Origin of the sequence: Epilithonimonas hungarica, assembly GCF_900102265.1 — a bacterium.
GTDB lineage: Bacteria > Bacteroidota > Bacteroidia > Flavobacteriales > Weeksellaceae > Epilithonimonas > Epilithonimonas hungarica.
Map to the genome: position 1 here is coordinate 205,574 of NZ_FNBH01000002.1, position 18,061 is coordinate 223,634.

General features: G+C 36.4%; 16 protein-coding genes. 7 read left to right on the plus strand and 9 right to left on the minus strand.

Annotated elements, in window-relative coordinates:
• Positions 1–3: 3 nt before the first annotated feature.
• The 8 genes from BLT30_RS08205 to BLT30_RS08240 form a co-directional block, all read right to left on the minus strand.
• Positions 4–1,152 (minus strand): efflux RND transporter periplasmic adaptor subunit, encoded by a 1,149-nt coding sequence (locus BLT30_RS08205; protein ID WP_089873101.1) that lies wholly within the window; start codon positions 1,150–1,152, stop codon positions 4–6.
• Positions 1,153–1,714: 562 nt separating this feature from the next.
• Positions 1,715–2,482 carry a class I SAM-dependent methyltransferase gene (locus BLT30_RS08210; protein ID WP_089873102.1) on the minus strand — a complete coding sequence of 256 codons (768 nt, stop codon included), beginning with the start codon at positions 2,480–2,482 and terminating at the stop codon, positions 1,715–1,717.
• Between the two features lie 3 nt (positions 2,483–2,485).
• On the minus strand, positions 2,486–3,295 hold the full coding sequence (gene map / locus BLT30_RS08215; protein WP_089873103.1) for a type I methionyl aminopeptidase: 810 nt from the start codon (positions 3,293–3,295) through the stop codon (positions 2,486–2,488).
• 102 nt (positions 3,296–3,397) lie between these two features.
• Positions 3,398–3,829: a BT0820 family HAD-type phosphatase gene (locus BLT30_RS08220; RefSeq protein ID WP_089873714.1), complete on the minus strand. Its 432-nt coding sequence runs from the start codon at positions 3,827–3,829 to the stop codon at positions 3,398–3,400.
• 216 nt (positions 3,830–4,045) lie between these two features.
• Positions 4,046–5,413: a T9SS type A sorting domain-containing protein gene (locus BLT30_RS08225; RefSeq protein ID WP_175487159.1), complete on the minus strand. Its 1,368-nt coding sequence runs from the start codon at positions 5,411–5,413 to the stop codon at positions 4,046–4,048.
• A 146-nt stretch (positions 5,414–5,559) separates the two neighbouring features.
• A complete protein-coding gene (locus BLT30_RS08230) occupies positions 5,560–7,026 on the minus strand; it encodes a helix-turn-helix domain-containing protein (protein WP_175487160.1) in 1,467 nt (488 codons plus the stop codon).
• Positions 7,027–7,119: 93 nt separating this feature from the next.
• Complete coding sequence (gpmI, locus tag BLT30_RS08235; protein WP_089873106.1) at positions 7,120–8,646, minus strand: 2,3-bisphosphoglycerate-independent phosphoglycerate mutase; 1,527 nt, start codon at positions 8,644–8,646, stop codon at positions 7,120–7,122.
• A 107-nt stretch (positions 8,647–8,753) separates the two neighbouring features.
• A complete protein-coding gene (locus BLT30_RS08240) occupies positions 8,754–9,119 on the minus strand; it encodes a hypothetical protein (RefSeq protein WP_089873107.1) in 366 nt (121 codons plus the stop codon).
• A 253-nt stretch (positions 9,120–9,372) separates the two neighbouring features.
• Here BLT30_RS08240 and BLT30_RS08245 point away from each other — a divergent pair, with 253 nt between their 5' ends.
• Both BLT30_RS08245 and BLT30_RS08250 read left to right on the plus strand, forming a co-directional pair.
• A complete protein-coding gene (locus BLT30_RS08245; RefSeq protein WP_089873108.1) occupies positions 9,373–9,705 on the plus strand; it encodes a translation initiation factor in 333 nt (110 codons plus the stop codon).
• An 80-nt stretch (positions 9,706–9,785) separates the two neighbouring features.
• Positions 9,786–10,640 carry a nucleoside phosphorylase gene (locus BLT30_RS08250; RefSeq protein WP_089873109.1) on the plus strand — a complete coding sequence of 285 codons (855 nt, stop codon included), beginning with the start codon at positions 9,786–9,788 and terminating at the stop codon, positions 10,638–10,640.
• Positions 10,641–10,716: 76 nt separating this feature from the next.
• On the opposite strand, the gene BLT30_RS08255 is transcribed toward BLT30_RS08250, so the two are convergent.
• Complete coding sequence (locus BLT30_RS08255; RefSeq protein ID WP_089873715.1) at positions 10,717–11,280, minus strand: DNA-3-methyladenine glycosylase I; 564 nt, start codon at positions 11,278–11,280, stop codon at positions 10,717–10,719.
• Positions 11,281–11,426: 146 nt separating this feature from the next.
• Between BLT30_RS08255 and BLT30_RS08260 the strand changes: the two genes are divergently transcribed.
• The 5 genes from BLT30_RS08260 to argS all read left to right on the plus strand — a co-directional run bounded on the left by BLT30_RS08260 (position 11,427) and on the right by argS (position 17,908).
• Positions 11,427–11,765, plus strand: a complete 339-nt coding sequence (locus tag BLT30_RS08260) for a hypothetical protein (RefSeq protein WP_175487161.1) — start codon at positions 11,427–11,429, stop codon at positions 11,763–11,765.
• Between the two features lie 88 nt (positions 11,766–11,853).
• Complete coding sequence (locus tag BLT30_RS08265; protein WP_089873110.1) at positions 11,854–13,020, plus strand: M28 family peptidase; 1,167 nt, start codon at positions 11,854–11,856, stop codon at positions 13,018–13,020.
• Between the two features lie 296 nt (positions 13,021–13,316).
• Complete coding sequence (locus tag BLT30_RS08270; RefSeq protein WP_089873111.1) at positions 13,317–14,501, plus strand: sigma-54-dependent transcriptional regulator; 1,185 nt, start codon at positions 13,317–13,319, stop codon at positions 14,499–14,501.
• 117 nt (positions 14,502–14,618) lie between these two features.
• Entirely contained in the window at positions 14,619–15,983 is a 1,365-nt protein-coding gene (locus BLT30_RS08275) for an MATE family efflux transporter (protein ID WP_089873112.1), read from the plus strand.
• 161 nt (positions 15,984–16,144) lie between these two features.
• Positions 16,145–17,908 carry an arginine--tRNA ligase gene (gene argS, locus BLT30_RS08280; protein WP_089873113.1) on the plus strand — a complete coding sequence of 588 codons (1,764 nt, stop codon included), beginning with the start codon at positions 16,145–16,147 and terminating at the stop codon, positions 17,906–17,908.
• The last annotated feature ends 153 nt before the right edge of the window (positions 17,909–18,061 follow it).

Here is an 18,061-nt window from a genome sequence, read left to right on the forward strand (position 1 = left end):
AGACTATTTTCTATCAATGACGTTTTGCAAAGTCGTTTCTTCTGGAACCACTTGCGCATCGTCTTTTAAAAGTCCGATGCCTTCTACAACAACTTTGTCGCCTTGTTTAAGGCCGGAAGTCACGGCATAAGTCAATCCGTCCGGAAGACTCTCTACTTTGATTTCTGTAGATTTCACTTTGTTATCTGTTCCAATCAGATAAACCAAAACTTTACCCTGCATTTCGTAAGTTGCGGCCTGAGGAATAATGATAACATCTTCTAAACTATTAGGCATCTGAACTGTTGCACTGTAACCACTTCTCAAAAGGCCTTTGCTGTTTGGAAAAGTTGCTCTCATAGAAAACGAACCAGTGTTTGGGTCAACCAATCCACTGATAGATTCGATTTTTCCTTTTTCATCGTATTTGCTTCCGTCAGAAAGAACCAAATCTACCAAAGGAGAATTCTTAATTTTTTCCTGAATCGTAGCACCAGTTGCGTGTTTGAAAAACTCCAGTTGTTGTTTCTCATTAATAGAAAAATAAGCGAATATCTTTGAAACATTGGAAACGGTCGTCAAAGGTTGTGCTGTACTTGCACTAATATAGCTTCCGGCTTTGTAAGGCAGTGTTCCAACAACGCCGCTGACAGGGCTGAACAATTTTGTATAACCCTGATTAACCTGAGCGTTGGTCAATTGAGCTTGAGTCTCTGCCAAAGCAGCTTTTGCAGACAGAAGTGCCAATTCTGCAGATTGTAATTCGTAAGCAGAAATGATTTTTTTATCAACCAAAGGTTTGGTTTTTGTCACTTGCATCTGGGCTGTTGCAACCTGCGCTCTTGCACTGTTAACCGTTGCCTGAGCAGCTAATACAGACTGCTCATATTGTGGATTTCTGATAAGGAACAATAGCTGACCTTTCTTAACCTGGCTGCCTTCATCTACATAAATTCTTTCCACGAAACCGTCAATTTTTGGACGGATTTCTACATTTTCTACCCCTTCCAATCTTGCCGGATATTGGGTAAGATTCTCAGCCGGGCCACTTTTCGCAACGATATATTGATATGGTTGTGGCGGCAACTCTTTTTTGTCATCTTTATTTTCAGACTTTGAACAAGATGTCAAAAGACCTAAAACAACAAAAAAGCTAAGCGCAATATTCCTCATAAATACTTATTTTTTAGATATATTTTCAAACAAACGTTCAAATTTATTGATTAAATACAAATTACACGTTATGTAATTAATAATAAAATCTATCAAATATAATCAAGAAAAACTATTATTATTGATATCCAATAAGTTAAAAAATAATTTTAAAGAATATTTAACATAATTATATCAAACAAATGTTTGAATAAGAAATTAATAATTGATCATGAGTCGAATTTTCGACAGCTTTTTTAAATTAATTTTAATTAGTAGATTTAATGACGCAGAAGTAATTTCTCTCTATTAAAAAACAGTTACCAGAATTACAGAATAACTTACCAATTTTACATTTAAAAACGGACTTCAGAATTTTATCAAATAGGTAGAATTGTGAAAATGTAATATTTTTTAAAATAAAACTATCATTAATGAAAATAAACTCATGGAATCAATTAGAATTATTTCTGTACATTAATTTATATTTCTCAAATATGCAGTCCAGTAAATCAGCTTATAAAACAATCTGATTTCAAGATATTACATCAAAAAACAATGATGGATAAATCTGTTGAGAATATTAGTTTTTCCTCACAACAGGAAGAATCTCATTTTTATTAAGACCAAATCTTTTGATATCAGCCTCAGAGAATTTTTGAGAATAAAAATTGATATCAGCATCAAAACCAACACTTTTTAAACGGTCAAAATAATCCATTCCGTACCAGCGAACGTGGTCGTACTGTCCAAAATGTTTTTGACGTTGTTTCGGGTCTGTGATTGTGAAATCTTCGTAAGTTTTTTCCAGAGAATTTTTCATAGGAACTTGTAGAATCCCCCAACCTCCGGATTTCATCACGCGGTAAAGTTCGGACATTGCTTTTCTGTCATCCACAATATGCTCCAAAACATGATTGCAGATAATAACATCAAAACTATTATCTTCAAAAGGCAAATCAAGAATATCGGCTTTCACATCCACAATCGGCGAAAACAGATCGGCAGAAGTGTAATCCAGGTTCTTCATCTTTTTGAATTTTCTTAGAAATTCCTGCTCCGGAGCGATATGAAGAACTTTTGATTGATCAGTAAAAAAATTGGTTTCATTTTGAAGGTAAAGCCAGATTTGACGGTGTCTTTCTAATGATAAAGTTCCAGGAGACAACGCATTTGCCCGTTGCTTTCCGTAACCATAAGGCAGGAATTTACGGTAAGATTTTCCGTCAATCGGATCGGTGAAATTATTTCCTTTGAAAAAAAGAACAATCAGCGGACGCAGAAAAATGCTTAGGTTGATAAGCATTGGTCTCGGGATTTTATTGAGCAAAAATTTGGTTAATTTTTTCATTGACTAAAAATCAACCTGGAAAGCTTTCTCTTCGTCAGATTTAATTCCTAAAGCTTCATAAATATAATCGTATGTTGAAAGTAAAACCGGCTTACCATTATAAACACAAACATCGTGCTCAAAGTGTGCAGACGGTTGATTATCAAGTGTCGTAACAGTCCATCCATCATTATGGAATTTCACTTTCTCGGTCCCAAGGTTTATCATTGGTTCGATAGCCAAACAAATTCCGTCTTTCAGAACTTTTCCGCTTCCAGGTTTCCCGTAGTTCGGAACTTGAGGGTCTTCGTGCATTTGTCTTCCAACACCGTGTCCAACTAACTCACGGACAACGCCATAACCTTCTTTCTCACAGTGTTTCTGGATTGCGTTGGAAATATCCCCAACACGCTTTCCCCTCACACACTGCTCAATGCCTTTATACAAAGATTCTTTTGTAACTCTCAATAGTTTTTTGACCTCATCAGAAACTTCCCCTACTTCAAAAGTATAAGCATGGTCGCCAACAAATCCGTTCCAGAAAACGCCACAATCCACAGAAAGAATAGTCCCTTCTTTAATAGGTTCAGCATTCGGGATTCCGTGAACGACCTGGTCATTCGGAGAGATACAAAGTGATGCAGGAAAACCTCCATAACCAAGAAATGCTGGTTCTGCACCATGGTCTTTTATAAAATCGTAAGCCAATTTGTCAAGATAAAGTGTCGTAACACCCGGTTTGATTTCTTTTGCCAACATCCCCAAAGTCTGGGAAACCAATCTTGCGCTTTGCTTCATCAACCGAAGCTCCTCTATTGTTTTGAGTTGAATCATTATTTTATTTAGATGTTAGAAGTTAGATGTCAGAAGTTAGACGAACACACGAGCACTCTAGAAAATCTAATTTCTAATATCCAACTTCTAATTTCTATTCTGTTACCAGAATAATCCTCTTTTCTTTTCTTTTTTCATTTTGGAGTAGGCATGAACCTCACCTCCAGCTACTTGGAACTCGATTCTTTCATTGATAATCTGATAGATCTCTCCCCAACCTGGGAACCCACCAAGGTTCCTGTCATCGATAAAAAGGTCTGCATCAATTTTTCTTGACTGCGTTTCAGAATCGAAGATCTCTCCTTCAAAGCTTGAGTTAACGGCGTAAAATTCTAGTCCATTTTTTCTGCAAAATTCTACAGCATCTTCCAAAGATTTGCCGTGACGGTAAGTCCAAAGAATCAAACGATAACCCTCTCCTTGTAGTTTTTTCAAAGTATCGAAAGCAAAAACTTTTGCCTTTCCAATTCCTGGATATGCATCATCTACGATAGTTCCGTCGAAATCAATTGCTAATTTTTTATTACTTTTTATCATCTGGTTTTGGCTAAATAGTTACTAAAAATTGGTTGCAAATATACGAAATATTAGAATGAGATAACATCCATTGAAATTCATTTTCTGCCCAACAATTTAATAAGCCATTTTTAAAATTATTCAAAGTTAAATTAATTCAATACAAAAATCCTATTCAGCAGATTTTTAATCATTTGAATAGGATTTAGTTAAACTTAAAAAATGAAGATATTTTTACTTTTTAATAACTTTTATTGTTTGTGTCTGCCCATTTTTCAAAGTGATCTTTCCAATATAATTTCCGATGCTCAAATCAGAAACATTCACCTTGTTGTTTTTTATTTCAGAATCTTTCACCAATTGCCCTGCGGAATTATAGATTGAAATTCTGCTGGCTTCATTTTTAGAGACGATCGTCAATTCATCTTTTACAGGATTTGGATAGAAACCGAAGTTATTTTTATCAACATCATTCACAGCTAAAGAAGACCTTGAGAACCCAATTGCATTAAAAACGAAATTATACCCTTCATTAGACTCCCAGGTTTCTCCATCGTCATAAGATGTAAAGGAATCACTGCCAATCCCTGAATGAGATGTTGCTTCCCAACGCAGATAATCTGTGAACGGAACCTGAGTTGCTTTCACCTCAACAAAATATTTACCGGCAGACAGCTCAACAGCCTGAGGAAGTTCAAAATCCAAATCTACCGCAACAACATCCAACGGATAACCCGGAACCGCCCAATATCCAAAATAATTCTCTGTTTTTGGACCGATGTTCTCAAAGGAATAAAGAATCTCTCCTGGTACATCATCTACAGAACTTCTGATATTGATTGTTGCATTCCTGATATTACCTAATTGCAGCGTTGAGATTTTAAAGTTTGTGAGCGTGAATTTAGTATTATCCGGAACAATGATATCATCTGCCAACGACCTTCCCGGCATACTGCCACCTGTCTCGTGATTGTTCCCTATATTTCCTTGACTGGTCGGTGTTCCGTAATCAGGCTGAGTTTCTCCGGTTGAAGAACAAATTCCCGAAACTTGAAAAACGTGGTCATAGTAAGAAAAGCCTCCAAACCAATCTTCAGAACCAAATTTTGAAAAATCGAATCTACCTAACTTGGTTGTTGCTTCTTTGGTAATTTCCCAGCTTGCAGCGGTTTCATCTCCCGGATTTCCTTGCACGGATAAATAGTATTTTCCTTTTGGCAAATCAAATGTTGAAGGTAAGTTCACATCGATCTCATAAGCTGAAATATTTTCAAGCGTATATTTTAAGGTCTGAGAGGCAGGAACTATATTTTCAAAAGACTTGATCAAACTTCCGGGTTTTCCAGCATTGTCCGCGTAGAAATAAATATTAACATAACTAAGGTCAGCCGTTCCTTTCAGCGCATTGAATTTCACATTGTTCACAGTCAGGATCTTTCCAAATTCCACGTCAAAATCCGAAGCCGATGTATATTCGTAGGTTCCGCCTGTCGAGATATTTTCTCCATTTGCAATGCCATCTGATGCAACGCCATAATTGCAGTTTTGAGAAAAAGACATCACTCCGGACATCATCATCAAAAAAATCAAATTTTTCTTCATAAAAAACATATTATAATTATGGGATGCTAAACTATGTTACAATATCGGTAAATCCAACTATAATACTTTTGAAATCCTTGATTTTGAAACAACAAACAACAACTCAAAGCATTATAAATCAACATTTTGAATACAAAATCTAGATATTATGAAGATTGATTTTTAGAAGCTTCCCGAATGAAAACAGAAGGTGAAATTCCTGTAATATTTCGGAAAACGGTCGCAAAAGAACTGTGTGAAGCGAATCCGCATTCCTCTGCCAGATAACTTATTTTATAATTCTGATATTCCTTATGGTTATAAATTTTCTGACAGATGTAAGCGATTCTCATCTCATTAATATAAGTATTGAAATTCTTGCCTTTGTATTTATTAATAACCTCTGAAAGATAGCTTGTATTGGTTTTGAGTTGGAGTGCAAGACTTGCAATCGTCAACTTTGAATTGGTAAATTTTTCTGACTCTTCAAATTTTTGAAGCTTTTCCAATATGTCTTGTTCTACAGAATTAGGAATCTGCACAGGTGAATCTTTTTGAACTTCTACTGCAGGTTCCAATTTGTTTTCAGCTGAAATGATTTTATCAGATTCGAGTTTAGTAATAATATTCTCGAAAACCTTTCTTTCCTTTTTCCTTCGGTAAAGCAAAAAGATGATGGCGCAAGCCAAAACAAAAACAAAAGCAGTTGAAATAATCACAATATTTTTCTTGGAACTGTCGGCATCAGAAATCGCATCTTTGTAATCTTTTTGTTCTGCATTGATAGCGGACGAAATGGCCTTCATCTCGCTTTCTCTGATGCTTCTGTTGAGTTTTATAAATTCCTCATTGTAAAGAGAATATTGATATTGGTCATTCAAAGCTTTGTAATCCTGCGAAAGATTGTAATAGACATCCGAAAGCAGGCGCGTATCCAGATCATTTTTGTGCTTCAGGACGATTTTCAAAGTATCAATCGCTCTTTGATATTCTTTTCTGCCGGCATAAACCTGAGACAAAGCATTGTAAATGAAATAATTAATTTCCTTATTGTAATTGCTCTTGATAGCCAAAGCTTTGTTCAGATAGATCTCCGCCGAATCATTTTTGATATAATAATAGGAATTCCCGATATTGTAAAGCGAGCGTCTGTGATGATAAATCGATTGTTCATCAGGATTTTTGACCAATTCAATCTCGCGGAGAGATCTCTTGTAATAGTCACTGGCTTTTTGATAATTCTCTTCATCAAAATCAATGTTTCCTATTTCCAGATAAGACAAGGTTTTCAGCAGTTTTTTCTTGTCACCTTCCGGTAGCCTGTTGATTTGTTTGATTGCGTTATCAAGATAGAATTTAGCTTTATCATTAAGGTTCAACTGGACATATTGATGAGCGATTGAACCGTTCATTCTTGCAATCAGCGCATAATCATCGGTTTTCTCTGCATATTCTTTGGCCTTGAAAAGTAATTCTGTCGATTTTTTAAGGTCATTATTTTTAAAATAAGAAACCGCCAAAGAAGCCAGTTCTTCACTTTTCTTTTTGTTATAATCATTATCATTGGACAAAGTATTCTGTCCAAAAACAAGACTAGCAGCCAAAAAACAACAGAAAAAAAATCTGCGAAACATATCCATTTATGAATTAACGAATCTAATTTACACCAAATATTAAAAAAGTCGGTAAAAAACCGACTTTCCTATTTTAATTTTATGTTTGTACTTTTAGTTGGCAAGAATATTTCCAGTCATTTCCTCAGGAATATCTACGCCCATAACTTTCAGAATTGTTGGCGCTACATCACCCAATTTTCCTGGTGTCAAATTCCAAGTATGGTCTTTATCCATAACAATGAACGGAACCAAATTCGTAGAGTGTTGTGTGTTTGGAGAGCCATCCGGATTTATCATTACATCAGAATTTCCGTGGTCTGCCAAGATGAAAACCGCATATCCGTGCTCGTAAGCCGTAGTCGCCACTTTTTGGATGCAAGAATCCACAACTTCTGCCGCTTTTACCGCTGCTGAGAAGACACCTGTGTGTCCAACCATATCTGTGTTCGCAAAGTTTAGGCAAATGAAATCCGCAGATTCTTTTTCCAATTCCGGAACGATGGCATTGGTAATATCATAAGCTGACATTTCCGGTTTCAAATCGTAAGTCGGAACATCTTTCGGGCTTGGACAAAGCAAACGTCTTTCCTGTACAAATTCCGCTTCGCGACCACCTGAGAAGAAGAATGTCACGTGCGGATATTTCTCAGTTTCAGCAATTCTGATTTGGGATTTTCCGGCAGATTCCAAAACTTCTCCCATTGTTTTCTGAAGAACATTCTCATCAAAAACAACTTTTACATTCTGAAACGTTTTATCATAATTGGTCAATGTCACATAATACAAGTCCAGCTTCTTCATTCCATACTCTGGAAAATCCTGCTGAGAAAGCACTTCTGTAATCTCACGCCCCCTGTCTGTACGGAAATTGAAACAAATCACTACATCGTGGTCTTCGATCTTTGCAATAGGGAAATGATTCTGAACACCGACAATTGGTTTGATGAACTCATCGGTAACATCCTGATCGTATGACTCCTGAATAGACTGAACAAAGTCTTTGGTTTCTGCACCAACACCATTTGCCAAAAGGTCATAAGCCAGCTTTACACGTTCCCAACGCTTATCTCTGTCCATCGCATAATAACGACCGATAACTGAAGCCAATTTCCCTGTTGTGGATTTCATATGATCCAACAAATCCTCGATGAAACCTTTTCCAGACTTCGGGTCACAGTCACGTCCGTCTGTGAAAGCGTGAACAAAAACATTTTCTGTAAATCCAAAATCGTGTGCCGCTGTCAATAATCCTTTCAAATGATTGATATGAGAATGCACACCACCATTGGAAACCAATCCGATGAAATGTACTTTTTTGTTGTTGGCTTTAGCATATTCGAAAGCTTCTTGGATAACTTGTTCTTTTCCAAGACTTCCGTTTTCCACAGCCATATTCAGTTTTACAAGGTTTTGGTAAACGACTCTACCGGCACCAAGATTCATATGCCCCACTTCCGAGTTCCCCATTTGTCCGGCTGGCAAACCAACTGCTAATCCGCTTGCTTCAAGCGTTGTATTGGGAAAAGTTTTAAGGGCATAATCCATAAAAGGCGTGTTGGCCTGAGCAATGGCTGAAACTGCAGGATTTGGTCCGATTCCCCAGCCATCTAGTATTGCAAGAATTGCTTTCTTTGACATTTTTAATTTTGTTTTGTTACTACAAATTTACGAAATGGAATGGGGATTGGGGAATTTTTAGGGATTGTTTTTTTTAATTCGAGGAAAGTATTTCTTTAGTTATAAAATTAATTTGTTCCCTGATGTGGAAAAGCTACATTCAAACTAAATTTTATTCTGCTAGAAGTCTGATTCGAATCTTTATCAGAAGTAGAAGCTCCTAAGTTTAAAACTTGAACCTTTATACCTCCCCCAATTTTATTATTATTTTCATTTGACACAGTAACAGCAATATCAAAATCAAGTTTTGTCAATGCCCTACGTCCATCTTGTTTATCTTTTCTCCAAATAGTTGTTTTATGATCATAATCATCATCACTTTCTAAAAAAATAGGATTTATAATTGCCCCATTTTTTTCAGCATATTCTGAAGTATCATTTATTGATTTTATAATTGCTTGTATTGTTTCTGATATAAATTTATCGAGTTCCATATTATTAGATTTATTTTAATGAATTATTAAATATTGTATGATTAAAGCAAAATTTTAATATTATTTTTTAGCATATCTCTTAGTTAAAATTAAATAATTATTTTAACTCCAACAGCTTTTCAAATATAAAAACATCTTTCAAAATATTTTTATGATTTTCCATAAAACAAAAACCTCCAAAACAATTTCTCAACTTATTTTTTGCCAATCGACAAATATGTTTAACTTTAAGACCCTTTTTTAAACAGATAAAATGGACTTGAGAGACCAACTAAAAAACCTTTTCCCCGAACACGAAGAGCAGGATTTTGAAATGCCTGATGAAGCGAAGGAGAACTTCAAACAGAAAGAACCTTTGGTGTGCAAATTCGAGAAGAAAGGCAGAAACGGGAAACCAGTTACCCTGATCGAAGGCTGGGAAGGCAATGACGAAGGCTTGAAAGAGATCTCGAAAAAAATCAAAACCAAATTGGGAATCGGTGGCTCAGAAAAAGATGGTGTCATCATCATACAAGGCGACAACCGCGACAAAATAATGACTATCTTAAAAGATATGGGTTACAAAACCAAACGTGTCGGAGGGTAAAATCAGTTCAATGTTTATAGTTCTAAGTTTTAGGCTTTAAACTTTGAACCTTAAACTTTAAATATAAAATTATATATAATATGATTAATAAATTAGCAGATTCCGAATTGGTCCTTAATGACGACGGAAGTGTGTACCACCTGAATCTTCTTCCGGAAGACCTTGCAGACAAAGTACTTCTTGTAGGCGACCCGGACAGAGTTCCGAAAGTGTCCAAATATTTTGACACGATCGATATCAAAAAGAACAAAAGAGAATTCTATACACACACAGGAACTTTGCGTGGCGAGAGAATTACCGTAATGTCAACAGGAATCGGGACAGAGAATATCGATATCGTGATGAACGAATTGGATGCTTTGGTCAACATCGATTTGAAGGAAAAGGAATTCAAAAAAGAGCATAAGTCGCTGGAACTTTTCCGTATGGGAACTTGTGGAAGTGTGAATCCAGACATCGAAGTCAACAATATGCTGGTTACAGAAAATGTAGTTGGTCTTGACGGACTTCTTCATTTTTATCAGGATTATAAATTTGAGAATGAATTCAGTAAAAATTTCTTGGAAAAATTTCCTTACGAGAAAATCAAGCCAATGCTGTATTTCTCAGATTGGGCGGAAGATATTGCTGATTATTATGCGGATGCAAAATACAGAGGAAACACGGCGACCTTCCCTGGATTCTATGCACCTCAAGGCCGCCAGTTGAGATTGAAAGCTTTGGATGATAAATTCCTTGAAACCTTGAATAACCTAGGTGTTTCGAACTTTGAGATGGAAACTTCTGCAATCTATGGATTGTCAAAACTTTTAGGACACAAAGCAATCACGGTGAACTGCGTTATCGCCAACAGAAGACGTGGCGAATTTGCAAGCGACCACCACGCATCAGAGAAAATGATGATAGAATGGGTTCTTGATAGAATTATTAAGTAGACACAATCTTTTAAATGTAACAATTTATCAATCCAACAATTAGTACGCATTGGTAAATTGTTACATTTTTTCATTGTTAAATTGTATTCCGTACAAAACAACTTTCAATATGGTCATCTACGATTCCCGTTGCCTGCAGGTGAGAATAGATAACTGTTGAACCCAGAAATTTGAATCCTCTTTTCTTCAAATCTTTGCTAATGACATCAGACAATTCTGTCGTAGCTGGTGCTTCCGTATGAACTTTCCAAGTGTTAACAATTCGGTTTCCACCTGTGAATGTTGAGATGTAATTATAAAAACTTCCAAACTCTTTCTGAAGTTCCATAAACTTCTGCGCATTGGAAATGGATGCATTTACTTTTAATCGGTTTCTTACGATTCCTGTGTCTTGCATCAGTTCTTCGATTTTGTCTTCGTTATATTTTGCAATCTTCTTATAATCGAAATTATCAAATGCTTTTCTGAAAGTTTCTCTTTTTCTAAGAATTGTAATCCAACTTAATCCCGCCTGGAAACTTTCGAGAATCAGAAACTCAAACATTGTTGCATCATCAGTTACCAATCTTCCCCATTCCTCATCGTGATACTTCTGATACAATTCATCTGTTCCGCACCACGCACATCTAATTTTTTCCATTGATTTTAATTTTGATGTCAATTTAGCAAACATTATAAATTCGAAACAAAACATTAACGTTCATTAAGATTTCTCGGCATTCTAATTGGATAATAGAATAACATCAAATCAAATTTTTCAATATTAATCACTAAAAACAAAATATTATGAGTACGCACAACGAAAAATACAATGACGCAGAAAGAGCGGTTAATAAAACTGAAAATTCTTTGGAAAATGCAGCAGAAACAGCTAAAAACAAAGTAAACGATTATGCAGACAGAGCCCGCTCATATATAGATGAGCAAAAAAGAAAAAATGAAGAGCCAACGAGAGACGGTTTCTTCGAAAATCTAAAAGCCAACGCCGCAGAAGCTTGGGAAGACACAAAGGACTTTGCGGACAAAGCTTGGGAAAGCACAAAAGACACAGCGTCTGACGCTTGGGAAAAAACCAAGGATGCAGCTGAAGATGTAAAAGCAGAAGTCAGAAAAGCAACGAATTAGTTTTTAAGTTAGTAATAGTTTTTCACGAAAAGGAGAAGGCATTCAAAAAGTCTTCTCCTTTTTAATTATATTTGCAAAATTATTATCGATGAAGATGAGAAACTTATTATTTTCGGTCTTATTTTTAGGATTTTTTGCAAATTCCCAAACATTCAATCAAGATTATGCGAATGTCAGCAATATGGTTTCCCAGACCAATATCAGCGCCTATTTGCAGGAATTCGAAGCTTTGGGCGTAAAAACAACAGGTTCTACGGCAAACAACAATGCTTACACCTGGCTGAGAAATAAATATCTTTCCTTCGGATATTCGGAAGCTGAAATCACAAAAGATACCTTTACTTACGGCGGACAATCAACGTCCAACATCATTGTTACGAAAACAGGGACCAAATATCCCAACATATACGTCATTGTCTGTGGACATTACGACACAATTACCGGAACAGGAACTAATGATAATGGAAGCGGTGTTTCCGTAATTCTGGAATTAGCGAGACTTCTCAAAAACGTTCCTACAGAATATTCGATAAAATTTGTCAATTTCTCTGGCGAAGAACAAGGTTTGCTTGGTTCTCAGCATTATGTGAATAATGTTGTCAACGCAACTTCTCCAAAAATGAGCATCCGTCTGGTTCTAAATATCGATGAAGTCGGCGGAATCAAAGGTCAAACCAACGATACGATCACTTGCGAAAGGGACGAAAATACCAGCCCAAGTTCCAATAACTCCGCTTCCAATACTTTCACACAACAATTGATAAATTGTGTTACGCTCTATTCTCCTTTGAAAACAAATCTCAGCTACGCTTATGCCTCAGATTACATGCCCTTTCAGGCGAATGGAGAAATCATCACGGGCTTGTTCGAGTACAATGAAACACCTTATGCACACACAGTTAACGACAAATATTCCAACCTAGACCCACTTTATATTTACAATATTGCGAAGGCTACGACTGGAGCTGTCCAACATTTTGCAATTGCAAGTCAAATGTTAAGCTTAGACACAGCAAAAGAAGCTTTGACAGGTTTCATAATTTCTCCAAATCCTGCAAAAGATTACATTCAATTAGAATTCTCAAATAGCAAAAATCAGAAGTTTAGCTTTACGATTACAAGTCCGGAAGGAAAAACCGTCAGTCAAACCGAGAATCAAATAAGGATTGATATTTCCAAACTTCCAAAAGGCGTCTATCTTGGAACTTTCAAAATAGAAGGTCAGAAGATTACAAAGAAAATTATAGTTGATTAAGGTAAATTTGATTTTCAATTTCTTAATTTTTTAAGATTTGAATACTATTTTGGCAATCCCCTGCCTACGCATTTGCCACAACTTGGGTCGCGCTATCCACTATTATCTTTTGTTTTTTGCCTTTGCCAGATCCAATAAAAAACAAAAGGATAACCGTTACTATCGCTATTGCACCCAGGATTGAAACATTGTTCAAAAAATTCGGCAGACAATTTGATATGAAGATTTTCAAATTTTGAAATAATCAATCGTAATTAATTCGTTTTACGAAATCAAAAATCACTATATTTGTCGCTATGCAAAAAATCTTAATAGTAGAAGACGAAAAAGCAATATCCGGAGTTCTACACAGCATTTTATCAGACGAACTGCCTGATTACCAATTCGAAATAGCCGAAGATGGTTTTGAGGGATTCAAATTCATAGAGAAAGAAGACTTTGCTCTGGTGATTTCTGATATCAAAATGCCAAAAATTTCCGGAACCGAGCTTCTGAAACAAAGCCTTCAGCTGAAACCTGACACCACGTTTGTGATGATTTCCGGTCACGCAGATATTGATACTGCCGTCAGCTGTTTGAAAGAAGGTGCATACGATTTCATTTCCAAGCCTATCGACATCAACCGATTGATAACAAGTGTGAAAAATGCGCTTGACAAAGGCAATCTTCAAAAAGTCAATTCTCATCTTAAGCAGGAAAACTCTCAGCTTAAGAAAAAAGTGAATAAAAAATATCAGATGATTGGGCAATCGCCTGCGCTTAAAAGAATCCAGCAGATCATCGACAAAGTTGCACCTTCTGATGCAAGAGTAATGATTACCGGACCAAACGGAGCTGGTAAAGAATTGGTAGCACACGCTATCCATTCTCAAAGCGAACGTTCCCGCGGACCAATGGTAGAAGTGAATTGCGCCGCGATCCCTTCAGAATTGATTGAAAGTGAATTATTCGGTCACGTAAAAGGTTCTTTCACTGGAGCAATCAAAGATAAATCAGGAAAATTCGAGCAGGCAACTGGCGGAACTATTTTTTTGGATGAAATTGGCGATATGAGCCTTGTTGCTCAGGCAAAAGTGTTGAGAGCTTTGCAGGAAAGCAAAGTTTCCCCTGTCGGAAGTGACAAGGAAATCAAAGTGGACGTCCGCGTCATTGCTGCAACCAATAAGAATCTGACCAAAGAAATCGAAGCTGGAAAATTCAGGGAAGATCTGTTCCACAGGCTTTCTGTTATTGAGATCAATGTTCCGTCTTTGAATGACAGGGTTGAAGACATTCCTTTGCTGGTAGAATATTTCACGCAGCTAATCGCTTCTGAAAATGGTTCTGCTCCAAAGAAATTTGATGAAAAATCCATCAAAGCTTTACAGCAATATGACTGGACTGGTAACATCAGAGAACTTAGAAACGTTGTGGAAAGATTAATCATTTTGGGTGCTGACCCTGTGACTGCTGACGACGTCTCGAATTTTGTAAAGAAGTAAACTTAATTAAATATTATATTTAACCGCAGTTTCTTCTGCGGTTTTTTTTTTGAATAAAAATGAAAAATCCTCCATTATGATTTCTCATTTAACAATAATAAAATACAACTAAAAAAAATGAAATTTTTAGATAAACAATATACACAACAGGGATTGAAACTCGCACTTCCTGTAATGCTGACACAAGTTGGACAAGTTTCTGTAAATTTATTCGATAACATCATCGTTGGAAAACTTTTGGGAGCGCAGGCTTTGGCTTCTGTTTCTCTTGGAAACGCTTTATTTTTCTCGATTTTCGTATTGGCTTTGGGGTTTTCTTTTGCAATCCCGCCTTTGGTTTCCGAAGCTAATTCTCAAGGGAAACACGACACAATCAATTCGGTTTTCAGACACGGGTTTGTGATTAATCTGGGAATCGGGATTTTGCTGATGATAATTTTGTTATCCGCACTTCCATTGATATATCATCTTGACCAGCCAAAAGAAATTATCCCGAACACAATTAGTTTCTTGAGTATAATGGCATTCACGATGATTCCGTTTATGATGTTCCAGACTTTGAGAGAAGTTTCGGAAGGATTATCATTTACAATTGGTGTAACGAAAGCTACGATTATTGCAAACATCATTAATATTGCTTTGAATTACGTTTTCATCAAAGGGCTTTTCGGATTGCCTGCAATGGGTGTTCAAGGCTCGGCTTTAGCCACTTTATTAGCGAGAATTTTCATGGTGGTTTTCCTTTATTACGTTTTAGTAAAAGAACCGAAAACGAGACGTTACATCAAAGAATTTTCCCTGAAAATCAATTTGTTTGCAAAAGAGATGTTCAGCAAAATGTTCAAACTTGGACTTCCTACGGCTTTGCAAATGTTCTTCGAGGTTACAGCTTTTGCCGCGGCGGCTTTCATCTGTGGGTTGATAAGTTCGACTGATATTGCTTCTCATCAGATCGCGTTGTCTATGGCTTCATTCACATTCAATCTTTGTATTGGTTTCAGTGTAGCTTCTACGGTAATGATTGGAAACAAAATGGGTGTTGGAGATTATGCAGGTTTGAGAAAAATCGGGATCAATAATTTCAAATTAACTTTGATCTATATGGGATTCTGTGGATTAATGTTCATTCTCTTTAGAAATGTTCTGCCACATTTTTTCACCAAAGAAAGCGATGTCTTGGTTATCAATTTGGCTTCGAAACTAATGATTATTGCGGCGCTTTTCCAATTATCAGACGGAATTCAGGTTACAGCCTTAGGTTGCCTAAGAGGAATCCAGGATGTGAAAATCCCTAGTATTATTACTTTTATTGCTTATTGGGTTTTCACGATTCCGGTTGGTTTTTTCCTTTGTGTAACGATGAAAATGGGTGCTTTTGGGATGTGGATTGCGCTGGGGATTGGATTGACGATCTCTGCAGTTCTTTTGGTTATCAGGTTCTTGAGGTTGAGCAAGAGGAAAGCTTTGGCTTTGACTAATTAATAATTAAAGTCTTAATGATTAATTAGATTAGCATTTCAGAGTTTTTGTCATTCCGTAGGAATCTCGGCAGTCTAGATTCCTACGGAATGACAAACTTTATGTAATAATTTTATTACTTAAACCTATTTTAAATTTTTAAATTTGCAACTCAATATTTTATAATGACTATCAAACAACATATACAATCTAAAATATCGGAAATCGTTTCCAAATTATACGGCATCGAGAATGTGACGCTGGAAGTCCAGAAGAACAAAACCGAGTTTGAAGGCGATTTCACTATCGTGATTTTTCCGTTGGTAAAGCTGGCGAAGAAAAGTCCGGATGTTCTTGGAAATGAACTTGGAGAAGAAATCAAAAATCAAATCGATTTCATAGAAAACTTCGGAATCGTGAAAGGTTTCCTGAACTTGAAAGTTAAAGATTCTGCTTTCTTACAAGAGTTTTCTGAGACGGAAAAGAACTTCGATTCCACACCTTCCAAAAACGAAACGGTAATGGTGGAGTATTCTTCCCCAAATACCAACAAACCGCTCCATTTGGGACACATCAGAAATAATCTTCTCGGTTTTTCTGTAGCTGAAATCCTGAAAGCAAACGGTTATAATGTTATCAAAACACAAATCATCAACGACCGTGGAATCCACATCTGCAAATCGATGTTGGCCTGGGAAAAATTCGGAAATGGAGAAACGCCGGAATCTACAGGTTTGAAGGGCGATAAATTGGTCGGAAACTATTATGTGGAATTCGATAAATTATATAAATCCGAAATCAAAGCACAAGTTGCTGACGGAATAGATGAGGAAACAGCGAAAAAGCAAGCGCCTTCTATCATCGAAGCACAGGAAATGCTTTTGAAATGGGAACAAAATGATGCTGACGTTCGCAAACTTTGGGAAATGATGAATTCTTGGGTTTATGCAGGATTCAATCAGACTTATGCGAGATTGGGCGTTAATTTTGACCAAGTTCAGTATGAGAGTAATACTTATCTTTTGGGTAAAGATTTGATTCAGCAAGGTTTGGATAATGGCGTTCTTTACAAAAAAGAAGACGGTTCTGTTTGGTGCGACCTGACAGACGAAGGTCTTGACCAAAAACTATTGTTACGTTCAGACGGAACTTCGGTTTATATGACTCAGGATTTGGGAACTGCTGTGGAACGTTTCAAGGATAACGACATCCAAAGATTGATTTATACCGTTGGAAACGAGCAGGATTATCACTTCCAAGTTTTGTTCAAAATCTTGAAAAAACTGGGTTATAATTGGGCAGACCATCTTTATCATTTGTCTTACGGAATGGTTGAATTACCAGAAGGAAAAATGAAATCCCGTGAAGGAACTGTGGTTGACGCCGATGACCTTGTTCAGGAAATGTATCTGACTGCAAAAGAAAAATCTCAGGAATTAGGAAAATTGGAACATCTTTCTGATGAAGAGAAAGAGAAATCTTACGAAATAGTTGGACTAGGCGCTTTGAAATATTTCATCTTGAAGGTTGACCCGAAAAAGAAAATGCTTTTCAATCCTGCGGAAAGTATTGATTTTAATGGAAATACAGGCCCGTTTATTCAATATACTTATGCGAGAATCCAATCGCTTTTGGATAAGGCGAATTATTCTAAGAAGGGACTTTCTGATGCTTACCTTCCAAATATTGGAGAAAAAGATTTGATAATGCTTCTTTCGGAATTCAAAGATGTAGTTGCAAAAGCTTCGGAATCTCTGAGTCCTGCTCTTGTTGCGAACTATGTTTATGAATTGGTAAAAGCTTATAATTCATTCTATCAGAACAACCCAATCCTAAATCAAGATGATGAGAATGCGAAACAATTCCGTCTTCAAATCTCTGATCTGGCTGGAAAAACGATCAAGAAAGGGCTTTCTCTTCTTGGAATTAATGTAGTGAACAGAATGTAAATCATTCGAAATATAAATTTAAAACTCTGCTTCTGGCGGAGTTTTTTTGTTTTTGGAATAATGGATTTTTATATTTGGAGATACGCAAAAATAAAATTCAATCTGTTCAAGCATTTATTTTTCTGCCTTGGTTAGGAATATCATTGTAGCTAT